This window comes from Klebsiella sp. C283, assembly GCF_048822555.1.
Lineage (GTDB): Bacteria > Pseudomonadota > Gammaproteobacteria > Enterobacterales > Enterobacteriaceae > Klebsiella > Klebsiella quasipneumoniae.
This window is the reverse complement of record NZ_JBMEZS010000001.1, coordinates 1-17,562: the sequence shown is the minus strand read 5'-3', so window position 1 is coordinate 17,562 and position 17,562 is coordinate 1. Positions and strand designations below refer to the sequence as shown.

The 17,562-nt window shown below is 52.6% G+C and carries 21 protein-coding genes; 6 read left to right on the top strand and 15 right to left on the bottom strand.

What is annotated here, in order from left to right; genetic code table 11:
• Positions 1-5 precede the first annotated feature (5 nt).
• The 4 genes from ACOI7Z_RS00105 to ACOI7Z_RS00090 are packed head-to-tail and all read right to left on the bottom strand — an operon-like array spanning position 6 to position 4,790.
• A complete protein-coding gene (locus ACOI7Z_RS00105) occupies positions 6-1,031 on the bottom strand; it encodes a fimbrial protein (RefSeq protein ID WP_086075303.1) in 1,026 nt (341 codons plus the stop codon).
• 1 nt (position 1,032) lies between these two features.
• On the bottom strand, positions 1,033-3,465 hold the full coding sequence (locus ACOI7Z_RS00100; RefSeq protein WP_086075302.1) for a fimbria/pilus outer membrane usher protein: 2,433 nt from the start codon (positions 3,463-3,465) through the stop codon (positions 1,033-1,035).
• Positions 3,466-3,475: 10 nt separating this feature from the next.
• On the bottom strand, positions 3,476-4,171 hold the full coding sequence (locus ACOI7Z_RS00095; RefSeq protein WP_086075301.1) for a molecular chaperone: 696 nt from the start codon (positions 4,169-4,171) through the stop codon (positions 3,476-3,478).
• 58 nt (positions 4,172-4,229) lie between these two features.
• Positions 4,230-4,790 (bottom strand): fimbrial protein, encoded by a 561-nt coding sequence (locus tag ACOI7Z_RS00090; RefSeq protein WP_086075300.1) that lies wholly within the window; start codon positions 4,788-4,790, stop codon positions 4,230-4,232.
• A gap of 472 nt (positions 4,791-5,262) precedes the next feature.
• On the opposite strand from ACOI7Z_RS00090, the gene ACOI7Z_RS00085 reads away from it, so the two are divergent.
• Together ACOI7Z_RS00085 and ACOI7Z_RS00080 are read left to right on the top strand one after the other, a co-directional pair.
• Positions 5,263-5,925 carry a LuxR C-terminal-related transcriptional regulator gene (locus ACOI7Z_RS00085; RefSeq protein WP_086075299.1) on the top strand — a complete coding sequence of 221 codons (663 nt, stop codon included), beginning with the start codon at positions 5,263-5,265 and terminating at the stop codon, positions 5,923-5,925.
• Positions 5,903-6,208, top strand: coding sequence for a hypothetical protein (locus ACOI7Z_RS00080; protein WP_086075298.1), 306 nt, complete (start codon positions 5,903-5,905; stop codon positions 6,206-6,208). Before ACOI7Z_RS00085 ends, ACOI7Z_RS00080 begins: the two co-directional genes overlap by 23 nt.
• A 52-nt stretch (positions 6,209-6,260) precedes the next feature.
• Here ACOI7Z_RS00080 and ACOI7Z_RS00075 read toward each other — a convergent pair whose 3' ends face one another.
• Together ACOI7Z_RS00075 and ACOI7Z_RS00070 are read right to left on the bottom strand one after the other, a co-directional pair.
• Positions 6,261-7,565, bottom strand: a complete 1,305-nt coding sequence (locus tag ACOI7Z_RS00075) for a citrate synthase (RefSeq protein WP_064155183.1) — start codon at positions 7,563-7,565, stop codon at positions 6,261-6,263.
• Between the two features lie 45 nt (positions 7,566-7,610).
• Entirely contained in the window at positions 7,611-7,751 is a 141-nt protein-coding gene (locus tag ACOI7Z_RS00070) for a hypothetical protein (protein WP_168380178.1), read from the bottom strand.
• Positions 7,752-8,075: 324 nt separating this feature from the next.
• Here ACOI7Z_RS00070 and ACOI7Z_RS00065 point away from each other — a divergent pair, with 324 nt between their 5' ends.
• The gene (locus tag ACOI7Z_RS00065) at positions 8,076-8,246 is read left to right on the top strand and encodes an ATP-NAD kinase (protein WP_086075297.1); all 171 of its coding nucleotides are present in this window, start codon (positions 8,076-8,078) and stop codon (positions 8,244-8,246) included.
• A 78-nt stretch (positions 8,247-8,324) separates the two neighbouring features.
• Here the strand turns inward: ACOI7Z_RS00065 and uraH are convergent, their stop codons facing one another.
• Both uraH and ACOI7Z_RS00055 read right to left on the bottom strand, forming a co-directional pair.
• Positions 8,325-8,726 carry a hydroxyisourate hydrolase gene (uraH, locus tag ACOI7Z_RS00060; RefSeq protein ID WP_086075296.1) on the bottom strand — a complete coding sequence of 134 codons (402 nt, stop codon included), beginning with the start codon at positions 8,724-8,726 and terminating at the stop codon, positions 8,325-8,327.
• 394 nt (positions 8,727-9,120) lie between these two features.
• On the bottom strand, positions 9,121-9,414 hold the full coding sequence (locus ACOI7Z_RS00055) for a hypothetical protein (protein WP_032454273.1): 294 nt from the start codon (positions 9,412-9,414) through the stop codon (positions 9,121-9,123).
• 759 nt (positions 9,415-10,173) lie between these two features.
• Between ACOI7Z_RS00055 and ACOI7Z_RS00050 the strand changes: the two genes are divergently transcribed.
• From ACOI7Z_RS00050 to ACOI7Z_RS00040, 3 genes are read left to right on the top strand one after another with little or no spacing between them, the layout of a single operon-like run.
• Entirely contained in the window at positions 10,174-10,368 is a 195-nt protein-coding gene (locus tag ACOI7Z_RS00050) for a helix-turn-helix transcriptional regulator (protein WP_071994914.1), read from the top strand.
• Positions 10,331-10,789, top strand: coding sequence for a hypothetical protein (locus tag ACOI7Z_RS00045; protein WP_087849668.1), 459 nt, complete (start codon positions 10,331-10,333; stop codon positions 10,787-10,789). The genes ACOI7Z_RS00050 and ACOI7Z_RS00045 overlap by 38 nt, the downstream gene beginning before the upstream one ends.
• A gap of 51 nt (positions 10,790-10,840) precedes the next feature.
• Positions 10,841-11,269: a hypothetical protein gene (locus ACOI7Z_RS00040; protein WP_087849669.1), complete on the top strand. Its 429-nt coding sequence runs from the start codon at positions 10,841-10,843 to the stop codon at positions 11,267-11,269.
• Between the two features lie 53 nt (positions 11,270-11,322).
• On the opposite strand, the gene ACOI7Z_RS00035 is transcribed toward ACOI7Z_RS00040, so the two are convergent.
• The 7 genes from ACOI7Z_RS00035 to ACOI7Z_RS00005 all read right to left on the bottom strand — a co-directional run bounded on the left by ACOI7Z_RS00035 (position 11,323) and on the right by ACOI7Z_RS00005 (position 17,400).
• The gene (locus ACOI7Z_RS00035) at positions 11,323-11,922 is read right to left on the bottom strand and encodes a hypothetical protein (RefSeq protein WP_049156495.1); all 600 of its coding nucleotides are present in this window, start codon (positions 11,920-11,922) and stop codon (positions 11,323-11,325) included.
• 2 nt (positions 11,923-11,924) lie between these two features.
• Entirely contained in the window at positions 11,925-12,359 is a 435-nt protein-coding gene (locus ACOI7Z_RS00030; RefSeq protein ID WP_048330758.1) for a Panacea domain-containing protein, read from the bottom strand.
• Between the two features lie 152 nt (positions 12,360-12,511).
• Positions 12,512-12,676, bottom strand: a complete 165-nt coding sequence (locus ACOI7Z_RS00025) for a hypothetical protein (RefSeq protein WP_165451984.1) — start codon at positions 12,674-12,676, stop codon at positions 12,512-12,514.
• A 157-nt stretch (positions 12,677-12,833) separates the two neighbouring features.
• Positions 12,834-13,430 carry a hypothetical protein gene (locus tag ACOI7Z_RS00020; protein WP_087849670.1) on the bottom strand — a complete coding sequence of 199 codons (597 nt, stop codon included), beginning with the start codon at positions 13,428-13,430 and terminating at the stop codon, positions 12,834-12,836.
• Between the two features lie 170 nt (positions 13,431-13,600).
• Entirely contained in the window at positions 13,601-13,972 is a 372-nt protein-coding gene (locus ACOI7Z_RS00015) for a hypothetical protein (protein ID WP_087849671.1), read from the bottom strand.
• 382 nt (positions 13,973-14,354) lie between these two features.
• Positions 14,355-17,066 (bottom strand): tape measure protein, encoded by a 2,712-nt coding sequence (locus ACOI7Z_RS00010; protein ID WP_087849672.1) that lies wholly within the window; start codon positions 17,064-17,066, stop codon positions 14,355-14,357.
• Between the two features lie 7 nt (positions 17,067-17,073).
• Positions 17,074-17,400, bottom strand: a complete 327-nt coding sequence (locus ACOI7Z_RS00005) for a hypothetical protein (RefSeq protein ID WP_049156475.1) — start codon at positions 17,398-17,400, stop codon at positions 17,074-17,076.
• Between the last annotated feature and the right edge of the window lie 162 nt (positions 17,401-17,562).

Here is a 17,562-nt window from a genome sequence, read left to right as displayed (position 1 = left end):
GCCGATCAGTTATAGGTCACCACGAAGGTCGCGCTGGCGTTCGCCTCGCCCGCTGTCACCAATGGTTGGGTCTGGATATAACGGGCCTGATAGGCAAAACGGTAATTCGTCTGGCTACCCTTGCTTCCGGCCCAGATCTGGCTCACCTGGTTTAGCGGCACCAGCGCGCCGCCGGCGGTGAGGATCTGCACGCCAAGCCCGGATGCGCCTTCAGGTTGGTCATCGATTTTAATCACCTCGTTGGCTGCCATGGCGCTGTCCGCCGTCGCGTTAAACTGCATAAACACGCTGCCGACATTTTCACACTCCGTCAGGTTGATGTTAAAGGGGATGGGGGCGGTAGTGCTGTTGAGTCCGGTAAACGCCGTTTTATTATGCCGCCCGAGGAAGACGTTAATATTTTTACTGTCGTCTGTAATCTTGCAGGTGGGCGATTTGATATGGATACAGAGCCCGCTGACGCTAAAACGCATCGCCTGCACGCCGCCCAGAAAAATATCGCCGAGGTAATCGTTAAGACAATACTCGCCTGGTGGCGGCAGGCCGCCGTTGTCGGCAATACGCCAGAAATAGATGGTCGGTTTTTTATTTTCCGCCTGAAATGCGCGCTGGCCGGAAAATACCGGCGCGGAAGGCCAGGCCGTGAACAGGGGATCGAAATTAATGCCATCCTGTTCCCCCATCTGAAAGCTGTAGCCGATGCCCGGCAGGCGGTCGATGCTATAGATATCCCCCGGCTTGCCGTTTCCCGCCGGGCCGACCCGGGACCCGCCAATGCTCTGAAACCCGCCGGGCTCGCTGCCGCTGCAGGCAATCTCCCAGCGCTCATTATTGGTGATTATCATTCCGCCGTAACTGTACAGCAGGGAGCCGACGGGGCGATTGCTGACGTCAAGGTTGATACTGGCCTGGCTGACGTTGACCGAATACTCGATAGTTTTACCACTCACCATCTGGCACGCCGCCGACGGCGAGGCGCAATAGCCCCAGGCCAGTAAGAGGGCTCCCCCTGATGCGATGATTTTTTTCATATTATTTCTCCTTTAATCCCGGACGGCAGACCTGGTGCGACGTACCGCTGCTATCCTGCGCCGCCTCGCCGTGGATGGCATAGTCCAACCGGCAGCGCTGCCCGCTGCGTTCCCCCCAGACTACCGAGACGCTACCGCGGACCTGCGGCACCCGGGCATACAGCAGCCCGCCCTGACCGACAGCGCCAATCGCCCGGTCGCTGTCGTCTAATACTTCCGCGCCCAGTGGCGGCGCCGCGCCATCGGCCAGCGTGACGTGGGCAAACCACGGGTAGCCGGTGCGCGTGACAAATTTTACCTTCACCGCAGCGCCAGAATCGGGCACCACCGTCGTGCTGCTGGAAACGATCTCCACATGGTCGTTCATGCCCTGCGGATCGAGATCGAGCCAGTTATCGGTAAAGGGATCGAGGTAAGGGATAATCGTGAAACCCTGGCGATTAATCGGCTGTCCGAGGCGGTTCGCCACCCTGGCCCCCGCCGCGCCGGGCGCTTCCACAATCGCAAAGGTCTCACCCAGCTCGGGGGTGGCGGTCATTCCGCCCTGATGCGCTACCAGGGCACCCGATGCCCCCAGCGAATACTGCTGCTGATGTCGACCCGCGCTGGCGCTGGCATTCAGGTACGCATAATCCGTCCGCAGATTGCCGTTGGCCCCCACGCTGGCTTCATTCGGGTTCTGCCGCGGCATGTCGTAGCTGGCTGTCAAGCCGTAGCTGAAGGCGTTTTTAGCGCCAGCGCTGCCGGTATAGCTGGACTGCAGCTGGCTGCCGTAGTTCTTATCGTGGTTAAAGCGGGTGGTCAGGCTGCCCGCCGGGCCGAACGTCAGCGAGAAAGAGGCCCCCACCACCTGATTATTGCGGTGATGAATATCCTGACTCTGCTGGGCGTACAGATAGTAATTGAGCCGACCATAACGATTGGCGTACCCCAGCTGATAGGAGCGCCAGCGGTGGTGGCGGACGTCCTCACTCCATATTCCGTTAAACGACAGACTGCCGCTACCTGCCTGCTGGGACAATGTCGCGCTGTAGCGCGTCATCTCCCGCCAGTCATTGGGATGACTGTCATGCTCCCAGGCGGCATCGCGAATGGATCGATAGTTGCCGTCGTTGCTGTGGCTCATCGACACCAGCATTCGCGTGTCAGAGGAGAAGGATTTTGATGCGGACACCCGCCAGCGATAGCCCTCCTGCCAGCCACGTTCCCTGCCCCTGGCCGCAGAACGAGAAAGATCGACCGCCAGCGCCCCCCAGTAAGTATTGAAGGCGCTGCCGACCAGCGTCGAGTAATAATCTGTCGTCGCGTTGGCCCCGGTGTAGCCGCTGACATAATCATTGAAGCCGTACTGCACCGTTGCTTCGCCAAATCCCGGCCGCCCGGCGATCCCGTTCTCATCCAGATAGCCCAGCGACAGGTCATAATAGACGGCGCCGGCCCGCACCAGACCAGGTAGCACAGCGTAAGGCACGGTAAAGGTGTCCTGACTGCCGTCCGCCTCATGGATCGTCACCTGTAAATCGCCGCCGGCGTTGGTGGGATAGAGATCGTCGAAGGTGAACTTACCCGGCGGAACCGTTGCCTCGTACAACAGGGCACCGTTCTGGGTGACCGTCACGCGAGCATTAGTGCGCGCCACCCCGCTTATCGACGGCGCAAAGCCGCGACGGGAGCCCGGCAGCATGCGGACATCGGTGGCCAGTCTGCCGCCGATAAAACTGACGCTGTCAAAGAAGGTCCCGTCGGTCCACCCCTGACCCAGCCGTAAGGTGGAAGCCCAGTTCACCAGACTTCTCTCTGCCCAGGTGGCGATGCTATCCCAATGCTTATCCACGGCCTGAGCCTGGTAGCTGGACTGGTGATGTAACCGCCAGCCAAAGGCGCGCAGGCTGGCATCCAGGCCGAGGTAATGATGGCTGCTGCTATCCCCGTCGACGATGCTCTGATAGCTGTTGGCCTGATAGCGCAGCACCGCGGCGGGCACGCCGCTGTCTACCTTCTTCAGATTCACCGCCCCGCGATAAGGGGATTGCAGCAGCGCCTGGGGCATATTCACCCGCAGGACATTTTCTCCGCTGTCATACTCCCAGGCAATCGCCTTATCAATTTGCGCAAAGCGCAGGCAGGTGGCCGCCGCCGGCCATTGGGCGTCCTTCAGCTGCAGGGCGTCGAACAGCGAGGGCGAGATGCAGGGCTCGAGCTGGCCATCGTATTCCTGGATAACAAACGTCTCTTCCGCCATGTCCCGACCATTCACCGAGAGGAGGCTGCGATACTGTCCGGGGTGCAGTGGATTACCGTATTGATATTTCTGGAGATCAACCGGCGCGGCGCCGTGCAAATGGGCACGGTTAAAACTAAACGCTTCTGCCGCCCATGCCTCTTGCCAGGGGAGGAGGAGCATTAACCCAAACTTGATCTCCCTGAGTTTCATAATAATGTCCTTACTGAGGATAATTATGATTCACTACCGCGCCGTAATCATTGATGGTGGTGAAGCTGAATCTCGCTGGCAGCATGTGCAGCGCGGCCCCTTTAGGCGTGATAACCAGCGAGGAAAAAGGGGCGACCATGCCAGCGGACTGTTTTTGTCCGTTAAGGGTGATGCTGTCGATGGTGATATAGCGCGATGAGGTATTACTCACCCGCAGACCACCGCCTGCGGGAGCCAGCGCCCAGCTCAGCGCTTTGTCCGGCGCTATTTTGTCCGCCGCCACGCCTGCCGGACGGTAAAACAGCTTGATGCGCGACCGTATCGCGAGCTGCAGATAATTGATTGCCGTGCCGTTTTTCGGCTCAGGCGGGATGTCCAGCAGATTGAACCAGAATAGCGATTCCCGATCCTGGGGCAGACGGCTGCCGTTGAACACCAGGCGCCAGCTTTGGCCTTTTCCCGGCTCAATGCGCACAATCGGCGGCAGCACAATAAACGGCGCCGAATCTTTTTCCGGTCGATTTTGCACGCGGCCATCGTCGACCCAGACCTGGGTCAGCGACGGCGTCTCCCCCACATTGGTGGCCCTGACCGCGATCTCTTTTTTGTCGCCGGGAAAAACGATCCGTGTGCCGTCAATAACCATGCTGGCGTCCGCCGAGGGTAAAATGCTGGAAAGCAGCCATGCCAGAACCATACGCCGCATATTCACCTCCTCCTTGCCGGGTGGATAAACGGCCCCTGACCGGGGCCGTGGACTGGGTTTACGGATAGACCACCGTAAAGTTGACGTAGGTCGCGACTTTTCCAGCCGTAGCGGCGTCGGTCGCATAGTAGCGGGCGTAGAAAGGCAGCGAAGCGGAACCATCCTGCTCAGCGACCGCCACCGGGATCACCGAAGGGCGGGCAACGGTGCCGTCCACAGCAATCGTCGGGCTCTCCGCGAGGTTAATCGCCGTAAACCGGGTGTTCAGCAGCTCCACATCGACATTTTCTGCTTCCGTGCCGTCAGACAGAGTGTTTTTTAGTCGCCCCTCCGTGGAAACGAATTGATCCTTCTCGAAGTACACCGAGACATCCGATCCCGGGGTACAGCTCATCAGATCGATGGTGAAGGGAACGACGCCCGCCGTCTCGCCCGCGCTGCTGAGCGCCGAACGCTGGACCGTCGGCAGAGTCACCGTCTTGTCTTTATTCACTACCGTACAGGTATTTTCGATGACTTCACCATTAAAGGTGACTTTGCCATCAGCAGCCTGCGCCGCTACCGGAGAAAGCATCATCATCGCGACGAAAGATGCCATTCCTTTGCTATATTTTTTCATAATCACTCCTTATCACCACGCTTATGGCAGGATCGTTCAGGAAATACCCCTGGCGTACTTTCTACGTACAATTTATTAATACTCAGTCCATTGGATTAGCCGGTTATCTTTTAACCCCTTCCCTGCACTGACATCCTACTCATTTCGTCATTTATTATTCAAACTCACCACCAGGACAGTTTCTTATTTTTATAGAATAGTCTTAAACCCATGCGAATAAATAAAAACAAAAAACACAAATAAAAAAACAAATACCTGAAAAATAAGAGTAATTTTTGTTTTTTATTTCATGAAAAACATCTAAAAAATGCGATCTACCTATCTCACCCTCATTATCGTCGTTATCCTCCTGCACCCTCCCCCCTGGATTCACACCGCAGGGAGTATGTTATTTTTGATCTTTAATACCTACAGTAAATTGTCGAATCAAGCAGGACAGCATGCACAGCTGTATTTATGCCAGGAGGTCTTTATGTTGATCTGCATTACGGATTCAGAATATTTTAATATTGCGCTTAAGGCGTATATTAATGAGCCCCACAGCAAGCCTCTGGATATTAAAGAATTGATTTGTTACCCATTTAGCGGGCAGAGTGAGATGTTTTATACGTTTTTTTCGACCGATGCCGGTGCCCGGTTAAGCACCATCCTGATCGATTACAGCCGCGCCAGCATCGAAGTGCTGCAGGTCGCACTGAGCCTTAAAGCATTTAATCCCCTGCTCCGTATCTTTCTTTTTACCAGGCCTGGCTACACGCTGAGCGAACTGGAAAGCAGCCTGGCCATCGTGGTCGGCGCGGAGTTTATTACCTGCTTTGCCGGGCTCAGCGCGGCGCTGGCCCGCTGGCCGCTACGGTCCCCCCCGCCGGCCAACAAACTTTATATCGCGATCCCGGATAGCTATAACCTGACCCGTAAGGAGACCTTTTTAATCAGCCTGCTGATGGGGGGGATGCCGTTGTGCCACGTGGCCAGCACCATGCAGCTCACGATCAAACGGGTCTACTATTATCGTTCACGCGTGCTCAGCAAGCTGGCGGTAAAAAATAACGTGGAATTGGTCACTAAAGTTCAGGGAATGGTATTGCGCCACTATCGACAGGAGACTGGTCATGAAATCGTATCTCTACGCTAAAGATCGCCTCATGCTGATGATCCTGAGCTGGCTTAACGCCGACGAGACGCTCCCGTCTCGCCACGATTTTCATCAGGCCGAGGCCCTGCTCTGCACGCTACATATTCCCTATGTGCTGAAGCCCGACCTGGAACAGCTAAGGGCTACGCTGCAGCCGTTACTCGCCACCGCCGGGCCGCAGGTCGGTGAGGTTAACGCATTTATAAGCGCCTTGCTAACGCTGTATACCCGACTCACCGAATATACCGCCGTTGAGCACTACCTGCTCTCCCGGCACCTCTGAGTGACATGCCGCCAGGGCAGGAAGACGCCGCGCGCCTCCTGCCCGTAAGGCATTACCTTGGGTTAGCAGGCGGCTCGCCGCGCCGTGAGACGTAATCCCGATAGTCCTCGCCAACATAAATCTGCCGTGGCCGGTAGATGGTCAGCGGCGCCTGGTGCATCTCGTTCCAGTGCGCCACCCAGCCGACCGTCCGTCCGACCGCGGTGACCACCGCAAACATCGACGAAGGCAGATTCATCGCCTTGAGGATCACCGCGGTATAAAAATCCACGCTCGGCGACAGGCCATTTTCCACAAAGTAGGGGTCGGTCAGCGCCACGTCCTCAAGGGCCATCGCCACCTGCAGCAGACGGTCGGACATTCCTACCTCCGCCAGTACCCGATGGCTGGTTTCACGCAGGATATCGGCGCGCGGGTCGCGGTGACGGTAGCGTGAGTTGCCAAAACCGAGGCGGCGAAATGCCTGCGGGTCGCGTTTTGCCTGACGCAGAAACGCCGGAACCTGATCGACGCTTTCAATCTCTTCCAGCATCCGCATGCTCGACTCATTGGCGCCGCCGTGCATCGGTCCCCACAGCGACGCTAGCCCGGCGGCGACGCAGGCGAATAAGTTCGCCCCGGAGGAGCCCGCCGCGCGCACCGTGGTGGTGGAGGCGCACTGCCCGTGATCGGCATGCAGGACCAGGATCTGGTTCATCGCCTGTTCGATGACCGGATTGAGGACGTATTTCTCGGCCGGGATAGCAAACAGCATCTGTAGGAAATTGCCGGCATAGGAGAGATCGTTGCGCGGATACGCGGCGGGTTGTTCAATGGTGTACTTGTAGCTCATGGCGGCGATAGTGGGCATTTTCGACAGCAGCCGCGTGGCGGCCAGCGCCCGGTGCTCCGGATTTTCCACATCCAGGACATCATGATAGAACGCCGCCAGCGCCCCCACCAGGGCGCACATCAGCGCCATCGGGTGCGAATCGCGACGAAAGCCGCTGCACATGCGGGCTATCTGCTCGTGCACCAGGGTATGGCGGGTGATGGTTTCGCGAAACGTTTGATAGCTGGCCTCATCCGGCGCGTCGCCCCGCAGCATAATGTACGCCACCTCGAGAAAATCACACTGGCGGGCCAGCTGGTCCACCGGATAGCCGCGGTGCAGCAGCACGCTGTTTTCCGTATCGATCCACGAGATCGCCGACTGGCATCCGGCGGTGTTAGCGAAGCCGGGGTCGTAGCTGCAGAATCCGGACTGATTCAGCTCGCGTATGTCGACCCCCACATGGCCCCGGCTTCCCGGCACCTGCGGCAGGGTGATGGGCGTCGGTTGCCCGGCAATAGAAAGCGTTAACGGTGTGGTGCTCATCCTGTCAGTTCCCCCAGCAGCTTATCAGCGACCTGAAGTCATTCTTCAGGCGGAAAGACCAACATAACCAATGTGATGCGGCTTATTCATTGATGTCAACACTATAACGCTGACAAAGAGGATATTTTGCTGGCCTTCCCGGGGAAACAGGCCGTCTTTCCCCACCCCACCGCTGGATAGCGGCACAAATCGCCAAGGATAAAGGCGATCAGCGCTGTCAAAATTTACGCTGAGTAAAGAAAGGATGAAGAGGAGCTACCATGAATTTTGTGCTGTCGATGACCCTCATCTGCATCGCTATCGCCTGGCTGATGATGAGCCTGCTGCCGGTATAGACGCAGTGCTAACCGCCACGCCAGTGGCCTGGATAACGCCTCATTCAATGGATTTCCGCCGTGGTCTTCGCCTCTGAAGTTTCAGCAGAGTCATACAAGAAGTACTGGTCGCATATCAGGCTGTTGCGGTTTCCCGGCGAGGGGTAGGCTAAAGGCCCACTGTTAAGGAGGTGATATGTCTGGACTGATCAACCCACATGCGGCCCCGGAAGAAGCAGCCTATGCGCTGATAATTGAGCTCGTTCGCGCCCAGCGCGTGCCGCAATATGAAGGCGATATTTCCGGCCTGCTGGCGATGTACGACGAAGCCGTTAACCATTTTAAAGAGAAAGAGTCCAAGCGTTAGGCGTGGGCGTCGTTGTGCAGGGAAAGGGTGACGCCTGCGGGAGACGCGCAGGCGTTGGCTGGATAACGGCTTGAGTTATCAGCTGCCGCGGTAGGTAGAGTATCCGTACTGACTGAGCAGCAGCGGGATATGCAGTTTTTGATTTTGCTTTGTGACATTGAAAATAACCGGAACCACCGGGAAGAACGTATTCATGTTTTGGCTTTTAAAATAGTCACCGGTTTTAAATGTCACTTTATACACCCCCGGCTCCATATTTTCCGCCTGCGGATAGAGCGATTTAATCCGCCCATCGGCATCCGTTTTGCCGGTGGCGATATGCTGCCAGCTGTCCCCTTGCTGCTTATCCAGCTCAATCTGCACCCCCGGCGAAGGGAGCCCGGTTTGCTGATTAAGAATGTGTACGCTGAGCGTGCCCTCTGGCGCCGCCAGCGCGCTGAAGCTGAGCAGGGAAATTACGGAGGCGATAACTAATTTCATAATCGTGACCTTTTGGGCAAGTGAAAGTGCCCTAACTATAGTCAGCGCGGCGGGGAAAAAAATTAAACTTTTTGTTATCAGATTGCGGTGATGGGGACTGTCCCCATACACAACACGCCGAACCGGTTTTGTCGTGAGAAGAGGAAGTGTCTTATGTGTGAGTAACCCCGTGCTCTGCGTAACAGGATACGGGACACTTAATCTGTCAGGGAGGGGAAATAGATTAGCTCGGGTCAAATATCACAAGGTTAAAGAATATACGCCGTGGCCTCTGCCCCCTCTAACAGAAACAGTGCTCACTGAAAATGGCCTGCCGTATTCGAAATAATCATTTAATATTATTTAAACGACTATTCCAGTGGAAGTAATCACCTGGCGCAGATATTAATTGTTATCATTGATTCTCTTGTCGCCACGCCTTCACCATCTCCTTTGTTACCTCTTTCTTGTAGCAAATGGGTGAATACCCACCCGCTTTGCTCCAGGCACTGCGGCCACCGCACGAGCTGCCGTTCCGCGCGGTATTGAAGGGACAGGCACAGGTGCCGGGGTAGGATGCGACAGAGTCATCAATAATTCTTTGCCTGACCTGATCATCGCTTAAGGAATTCGATTTGGCGATAGAAATATCTGATGCAAAGACAAACACAACAGCGAATACGGAGATGGTGACGAATTTGATGTTCATTTGGATCTTTCCAGGTCGAAGATGAACATCGAGGGTATGCTTTCAAAAAGCATTGAATATTGATCTTTAGCAACTGTCATTCGCGCCAGCTTAAAATGCGATACCTAGCCCCGGTAACATAAATTAAAGTTATGAAGAGTGTTAGCCTGTTTATTATTTGCCTGCAAACATTTATTGCAGGAGGAAATATTTTTCAGAAAATGAAATTAATCAATAAGGTGACCAGATTACGGAAAATCGCTATCCAGGATAGTAACGTGTGAGACGCTAGCTCCATGACAATGACGCCATTTTTGCCGCCAGTGACACAAAGACGACACAGAGAGGAAAATAGTCTGGATGAAGATTGGTATAACGCTTTGATTCAAAATGGCACCCCTACAGGATTAGATATAAACACATAACAAACTGATTTTATTTAACTATTCAGGTTACAAAAATCACACATACCCCCAAATGTACCCCCATATATTTTTCTGCGGGTGAGAATTGACTATTTATCGTGCAATTTGGGGCTCACGGCACCTTCTCACATGTCGGTAATATCCACCGGTACAAAATCACGCCCAAATTTATGTGCGGAAAAATTTCTCTATATACATGCAAAATGTGTTGGTTCGGTTGGTTCAGTTGCCTCAAAACGTAAAGTCCATTGTTTTATTTGGATATTTAGCAAAAAAGTGAACCAACACCACCAGATTTTGAACCAACATTTACCGCATTGAGCCAACATTGCATCCAAACCATAGAGAGAATCCAATGAAAATGTATCTTATGGACCTGAAACAGGTATGTGAAGCTACCGGGTTTCGAAAGACTGCTATCTACGACTGGATGAAAAAAGGTACTTTCCCTCACCCAGTTAAGATAGGTCGTAGCGTTCGCTGGCCATCAGGCGAAATTGAGGAATGGATAAATGGGCATATTTCTCATCGAGATAGTGGTGCCGACTAAGCTGGTTTTACCAGCGAGACAGTCCTTCATGCCCCCCTGGGGCGACTCTAAAGGTGCGATTTCCGCATTTTTAACCAACAACAGGGTGACTAACGATTACCCTGTTCGCCTGAAAGATTCCCTCTTACATCCGGGATATTACCGCATGTACGGGCCCGGAAATTTAATACGCTCGATCGCCTCTATAACATGCAGCTCCAACCACAACACACGTCTGCCAATCAGTGCAATCCAAATCCGTATCAAACAGTATAAATTTAACAAGCATTTTTTGGGATGCCCTAAGCAAGCATTTCAACGTCAGACTATCGCCAGCGCAATCCTTCAGCCGGCGGTAGCTCTTAAATTTCCAAAGCATTCCAAAATTTATGACCACCAGCGCCCCACGTCCAAGGAGATGATGGATGAAGAAAACAATTAGTTATACAGTAGTATACTGTATAGACTGAAAACACTGATTTCTCGCCCTCTCATGAGCAAACCCAATATGGCAGCATTCCGCGTTCCGGCTGAATTGCATGGCGTATTTAATCAGGCTGTAGCGGCGGCGGACTGTGACAAAACAGCGTGGCTGCTCGTTGCCCTGCGCATCAAACTGAACCAGCCAGATAGCAACTCACAGATGCGCATGCTTGAGCTGGTGGAGCGAATGGAAGTAGCGGCGGCTGCTCTGGCGGGTGGCAAGCAGGGGATCACGCCGACCCTGTACAATGAAGCGGCTCTTATCGGGATTGTTACTGATACTATCCGAGAATGGTTCGACAATGGCCGCGTTATCGCTGAGAGACTCAATGAGGCTGGTTATCAGTCTAAGGCGGGTAAGGCATGGGATAAAGACATTTACAGCGCCTGGAAGCGTCAGGGACGCAACGCTGATAAACTGGGGGTCGAGTTACACTGAATAACTCAGTGCTATCGGTGAAATGCTGATTTAGTATCTGGTTATCTATGCAATTACGGTTCTGAAGTTGGATATATTTTATGCTTTCTTTCATACCAAATTAGATAAAAATGCCCGTGAAGTTCGATACCCCAAGCTCTTCTAGTATTCCCTAATCTGAACCTAAAAATGGTGTCGAATTGTTCGTAACCCAAATCCATCCATCTTGCTACGGCCTCATCACATAAATCTGTTATGTCATGATCATGATGCATAAGGTGCCTTTCACCAGATGCCATCTTTTGTATTTCTTGCCAATCTAACCCTTGAAGGGCATTCATACCTAAAATTATGGGGTCATCCCACTCGCCTTCGTTCCACTGCCTCAATTCTCCCCATTCCCATTGACCATTCACATCGGCATGCCGCGCACACCAAGTCATTAAACGACCGAACCGCGAGCCGGATTCATTTGCTACCGGTTGTTTTGGCACGTCAAGTGTCCCAAAGGAAGAACCAATAATTGGAATTTTTTCTAAATCGGGAAGAAATGCTACTTTAGGTTGATTTTTAACAGCTAAATTTTGGAATGACGCAGCTAAGCGTACAGACTTCTCTCTCCTTTTTTCAGCCTTAGCTGACTTGCGCTCCAAGCGAATATCTTTTCTCGACATAATTACAGGGATGAGTAGTATTCAGCCATAGATGCCTTTGTTATAACCTCAGAGCAGGAGGCCATAGGCTGCATATCACCTCTGGCTTCTAACCAAGGAGCCTCTTTATGAGTGAGGTTGCTAAGCCACTGCGCAGTTTTACCACCATAAAAATCAAGCACTATATCTATGGTCTCTTTGTGGTCTTCACTCAGCTTAGAGGTGTCACCGTCTCTGAAATCTACCGAGCTAACTTTGAACATTCCTCGATGCATATTATAAAGGTGTTTGTTGACCGGGCCGTTAGCCCACGCCTCAAACTCTTCAGGGAAGATTTCTTCTTCGTCCCACACCAAAGCCCATGCTTGGCTGTAATACACCAACTTTTGAAGCTTCATCGCAGTGATTTCACCAGTTTTTTCAAGTATATACTTAGCGGCATCAATTACGCTTGCCATAGATAGCCCCCGTTCCTTTAAGTCTATTAATGTCTACTATCGTTAATAATCGCATAGAATACAGCATAAAATCTGTAAAAAAATTCTCCTTGTTACTCTTTGCTGGCTTTTGCTAGCTCGCAGTATTTACCTACGCGGCGTGGTGGGCTTCTTCACTGGTAGGCTGGCACGTTCATCCTGCGCCGGTGGCGCTCTTTGGCCTGTAGCGCCTGCGCCAGCCCGTTGCGAATAGTGTAGCGAGTATGGCTATCAAGCCCCTCGCCACTCTGCCTGGCTATCTCCAGCAACGTTAATTCAAGCTTGTGACGGTCGAACATGGAAGAGCTCCTGTTCATGGCTTGTAACCGGCTGATTTTAGATAATTCTGTCAGAGAACCAGAGTTAAACTTGCTGTAATCGTGCCATGCTCATGGGGTAAGCGTTAGGGCAATCTTAGCGTGCTCATGGGGTAGCCTTTTTCGATGTTCGTTCAAATTAACGCATTGACGTCTCAGCTTTGCGCATCACCCGGGCGAACCCTTTAGCGTCCCTCGGTTCTTTCAACCGCCAGTAAGCTGATTCAGTCTTTAGCAGGCGAGAGCGCTTTTTCTCGAAGGTATCCCATCTCATGCCGGCAGGCTTCGGAAACTTGAGCGGGCTATTTAGCAGGCTGCCCGCGGGTGGGTAATCATCCCCCCATAGATCATGCCTCTGCTTCCACACACTGCGCCGTAAGCGAGCGGTCTCATCTTCACTCTGGCTGGCATAGTGAAGGCTCCAGCATTTACGACACCCTACGTCCTTCCGGCCAATAAATAATTTCGCAACCCGGCCACCACAATGCGGGCAAATGTACCATCTCCGGTAACCAAAACCTGCCCGGGTGATCGTGATGCCAATAACCCGCATTACCCCGTTGATTGTCGCGCTGTACCCGCCAGAGACCAGAGAGAAGTACACCCTTCCACTATTGGTATCACAAAAAACCTGTGTTTTCGGGCTCGAATCCACCAGCTTTCTTTGCATATCTGCCAGAAACTGGAGGTTAATCCGTGGTAGCGCAGAGGTGTAAACCCGCGTCGGCTCTCTCATTGGCTCAGATCTCCGCTAAAAAAATCCGCAAATGAATACGAAATTATATGAGTTCTGCACAATTGGTTACGGCGAATGCGACCTAATAATCGTTGCTATAACATTAACAATTGTTAACCACTCATGGGGTAAGCGGTTTTTCCGCATGTATCGGTTCCGTTTTTACGCTATCAGCGTTTTGATAACTCCCGCTGGAAAGCAGCTGCCATCTGCGGCTTCGCATCAGCAACACCATGCTGCAAAAACTCTTTCCTTGCTCTTGGCAGGGTGAACTTCTGCGGGATGTTCGGATCTGCCACATAGATTGCGTAATTTGCTGAATATCCGATGCGGCCAGTGATACACGTCCCGTTAGTGATAACCTCTTTAAACTGCGAGTTAATCAGGGTGCTGGTATCAACTGGCGTATAGATTGCGGCTACGAGTCCAGCCTCATGCAAAGCTGCTGTCATTGCGCGAGGTAAGCGCCGCCCGGTAATGTCCCTCACCAGCGCATTCATGTTGCTCCGTATTTTGTTCATTCCCCGGCCTTTGATGCCCATTTATCACCTCTTATCCTTACCTGGTACGTACTGAAAAAACTTCTTTTTGCTGCGTACCGTGCTGCGTACTGCGAACCTAAAAACTTTGACGGCTCAAGTCTCATTGTTGTTCTTAGCCCGCTACTGGCGCGGGTTTCAGGATGCCCGCGTTTAAAATCCGTCCAGTTCAGTCCAATATTTTAAAGCCGTTTTCGGTGCGAGCCTCAATGCGAACCATCACCCTGCAAGCTTCCTGAAAAGATGTTCCGCCACCGATATCATCAGCCCACGCACGGTATAGTTTTCGCTTTTCGTCGTTAGGCACGGGATCGCCTTTCGATGTCAACTTTTGTCACCCTCTCATGGGATAGGGCGCACATTGAGTAACGCCCATGAACCATGGTTAGAATGAGCCATTAGCCCGGCGCCTAAGCCCATAGAGGCTTTCCATTCCTGATGACATTGGCCCCCCGCGATCCATATCCTCAAGGAACCCAGAGACTGTAACAACATCGCCCTGCTGGACTGCCTCAACACCAGTGATGTTGTGCTGGCTGCCGGTTGTCTGATCTATCAGCTGTATATTTACCTGTATCGGCCGCTTAGAGCTATCTCCCGATTGGCTGGATGATGCAGATGAAGTTGGTAGGTATTCTTTACCTGTAGACGCCTTCTGGATCGTCGGAGAACTACCGGTAACATCCTTATTGCTGAACACTCTGCCTCGGTCGCCAGGAATCATAATTAACCCGTTTTTGGTCTGCAGGAGTTCAGGCATATTCCCTTCGCCAACCTGGTACGCCCCACCAGCACCTACCGTTCCGCCATTTTTTCGTTTGCCGGCCAGCGCAGCACCAATGGCGAACGCAGCTACCATGCCGGCAATACCGGCAATTGCAGCCCCACCGAATGTGGCGATAGAAGCTGCGGCTGCGGCAGGAGCCCACGCGGCCGCAGTTTGCGCACCGGCCTGTTGCGATGAGTTAGATGTCATCTTATCGGCTATCATCGCCATCGCAGCATTTTTCAGGTATTGAATACCAACTTCAACCAGAGCCTGAATGACGCTATTAAGAATGGCGTTCCCCAGATTCTTGAAAGCCTCAGTGGCGCTTTGCGTACCGTTGATTAATCCCGTCATCGAACTTGCGGCCTGGCTGGCAAAACCATCAACTGCCGCCGCCATAAGTTCGTTAGTTGTGCTTTGGTTGCGGAATATCTCCCATTGAGCCTCAATTCGCTGTTTTTCATAGGTATTGTTTGCAGCGTTCCTGAGAGCTAAAGCTTCCTGTTCAGTGATTGTCTTTTGCTGTTCAAACTGCTGAATAAGCGCAAGTTCCTGAGCATGCTGGTTAGCGAGGCGCTGTACTGGATCTACCTCGCCGGCTGCCTGTTGCTGTGGCGTAACGACCTGCTGCGCACGAATTTTGGCTAGGTTGACCTGATGCTGCTGTTCCATCAACTCCGATTGTTGGTTATAGGTCTTCTGATCAATCATCTGGCCATCGAGTTGGCGTTTAAGTTGCTCTCTGCCGTCAGAATAGGCTTTATTTTCCTTCCTGAGCGGGTCATTGCTGATCGCATCATTAAGGTCTTTCTGTCGCTGCTGAGCGTCAAATAACTGCCCGGCCAACTCACGCACTCTTTCCTTCTGTGCATCGGTAGCCTTAGCTCCGAGAGCGGCCACAGCATTAAACTGCGCGGACTCTCTAGTATTCTCGTCATAGCGCATTGTCAAAACGGCAATCTGCCGCTGCAGGTTGTCGATTGAATCGTCGCCGCGAGCAAAGGCATTCTTCGGGGGCTTGTCCTGCTTTTTCCTGGCGTCGGCAATTTGCTTATCCAGCACAGCAGCAGCATCAACGTATTTCTTATCGTCAATGAGCCCTTTAGCCTTGTCTTTGCTTAGTTGTTCACGCTGCTGGTTGAGCTTATCAACGACTGTTTGACCAGATTTAATGATCGAATTGGCATTGTTTTCTGCAGTTTTCTTTTCGAGGTTGGTGATATATGCGGGAGTTTCCCCTTTAGACGGCGTGTAAACATTTTGCGAGTCTTTACTTGCCTGCTGAGCCATGAGGATCAAGGCGCGCTCTGCCTTAAGCCTTTCAACCGTTTGCTCAGTTTGTTTTACTCCCCAGCCCAAGCCTGCCTTTCTCGCCTTAGCTAAGTCAGACTCAGCAACAGCAAGTTGCTCAGTATTTTGCTCAAGCTTTTGAGTTAGCATCACAGCGTCTGGTGCGTTTCCGGTTGCGACGCTGATACTGAGCGCGGCGCCGTCCAAAAACTTCGCCAGATAGCGTGAAGCCCCAATAGCATCATCTATTTTTGACACCGCCACACCAAACTGAGTAACCAAGGCATTGGTAGCCTGCGTGACGGTACGAGGCATTTTTTCAAACTGCTGGTTAATTTCGTCCGACCGTTTTTCGATCGCCGCAAGCACTTCACCAATATCTAACTTGCCGGCCAGCATCAACTGGCGGAGCTCGTTAAATGGAACCCCCATACCATCAGCAATCTGCCGCGCCAGTTCCGGCATCTGTTCCAGAACTGAGTTAAACTCTTCCGCCTGAATTCTGCCGGACGCTACAGACTGCATAAATTGTCTTAGCGCATTAGCCATTTCTTGGGCTGATGAGCCGCCGATAGTGCCAATTTTCTGCAGCGTCATCACAAGTCGGTTAACATCACTGTTAGTAGCACCTACGGTTTTCAGTGTGGCGGAGAACTGCTGCCAGAGGTTGACGGTATCACCTAGGCTTGCCCCAGTTGCGGAGGCAATATTTACCAGTTGCTCAAAGCTTCTGGCTCCGGCTTCGGTGCTGGAAGATAGCCGTGTTACTCGTGCCTGAAGCAAGGTAAATTCTTCAGATAGTTGCTGGAGCTTCATCAACGCCTGAATTGATATGTACCCCTTAACGGCCACAGCAAGGCGTGAGACCCCCCCTCCCAACTTATCGAGGCTTTTATCAAGTTTTTCTGCGGAATTGCCAGCCCTTTTGACTGATGTCTCAATCTGTTTTAGGGCCGCGTCAGCGGCGCGCTGCCCAGAAAGCAATTTTGCTACATCCGCCTCAATCTCTATCGTGTAATCGCCAAAGCCTGTTGTCATGCTCACCTCAATGGATGGTTATTACCTTATTTTTTCTCAGGGATATGGTGTTCATGACTGTAATGACATGGCGACCATGCTCAGTAAGCCGATACTCCGGGCCATCAAAAGAAATAAACTCCATCAACATTCGATAGGCCTTACGCTCGAAGGTCGAGTCATACTTATCTTTGGACGCACTCACAGCGTTATCAACAAGTCCGGCTGAAAGTAGAGGAGCTTCGACACACCCGCTAACGCCATCCACGGTAAGAACGTTGCTACCCGTTTCCCGCCGCAGATCGCGGATATAGGTTTCGGCAATCACCTCAGCCAGTCTCTGTAGTTGCTCCATCATCCACCCCGCTTAACGGATTCAAGACCCTTAGCAACCAATGCGCGGGCAATAGCGTTTACCGTTGGTGCTACACCAATCGGAGAACGCTTGCGCTCCTCTTCCTGAATTTCACGAATGGACTGAAGGTGCTCCCGGCAAAGTGCTACCGTGATTTGTGAT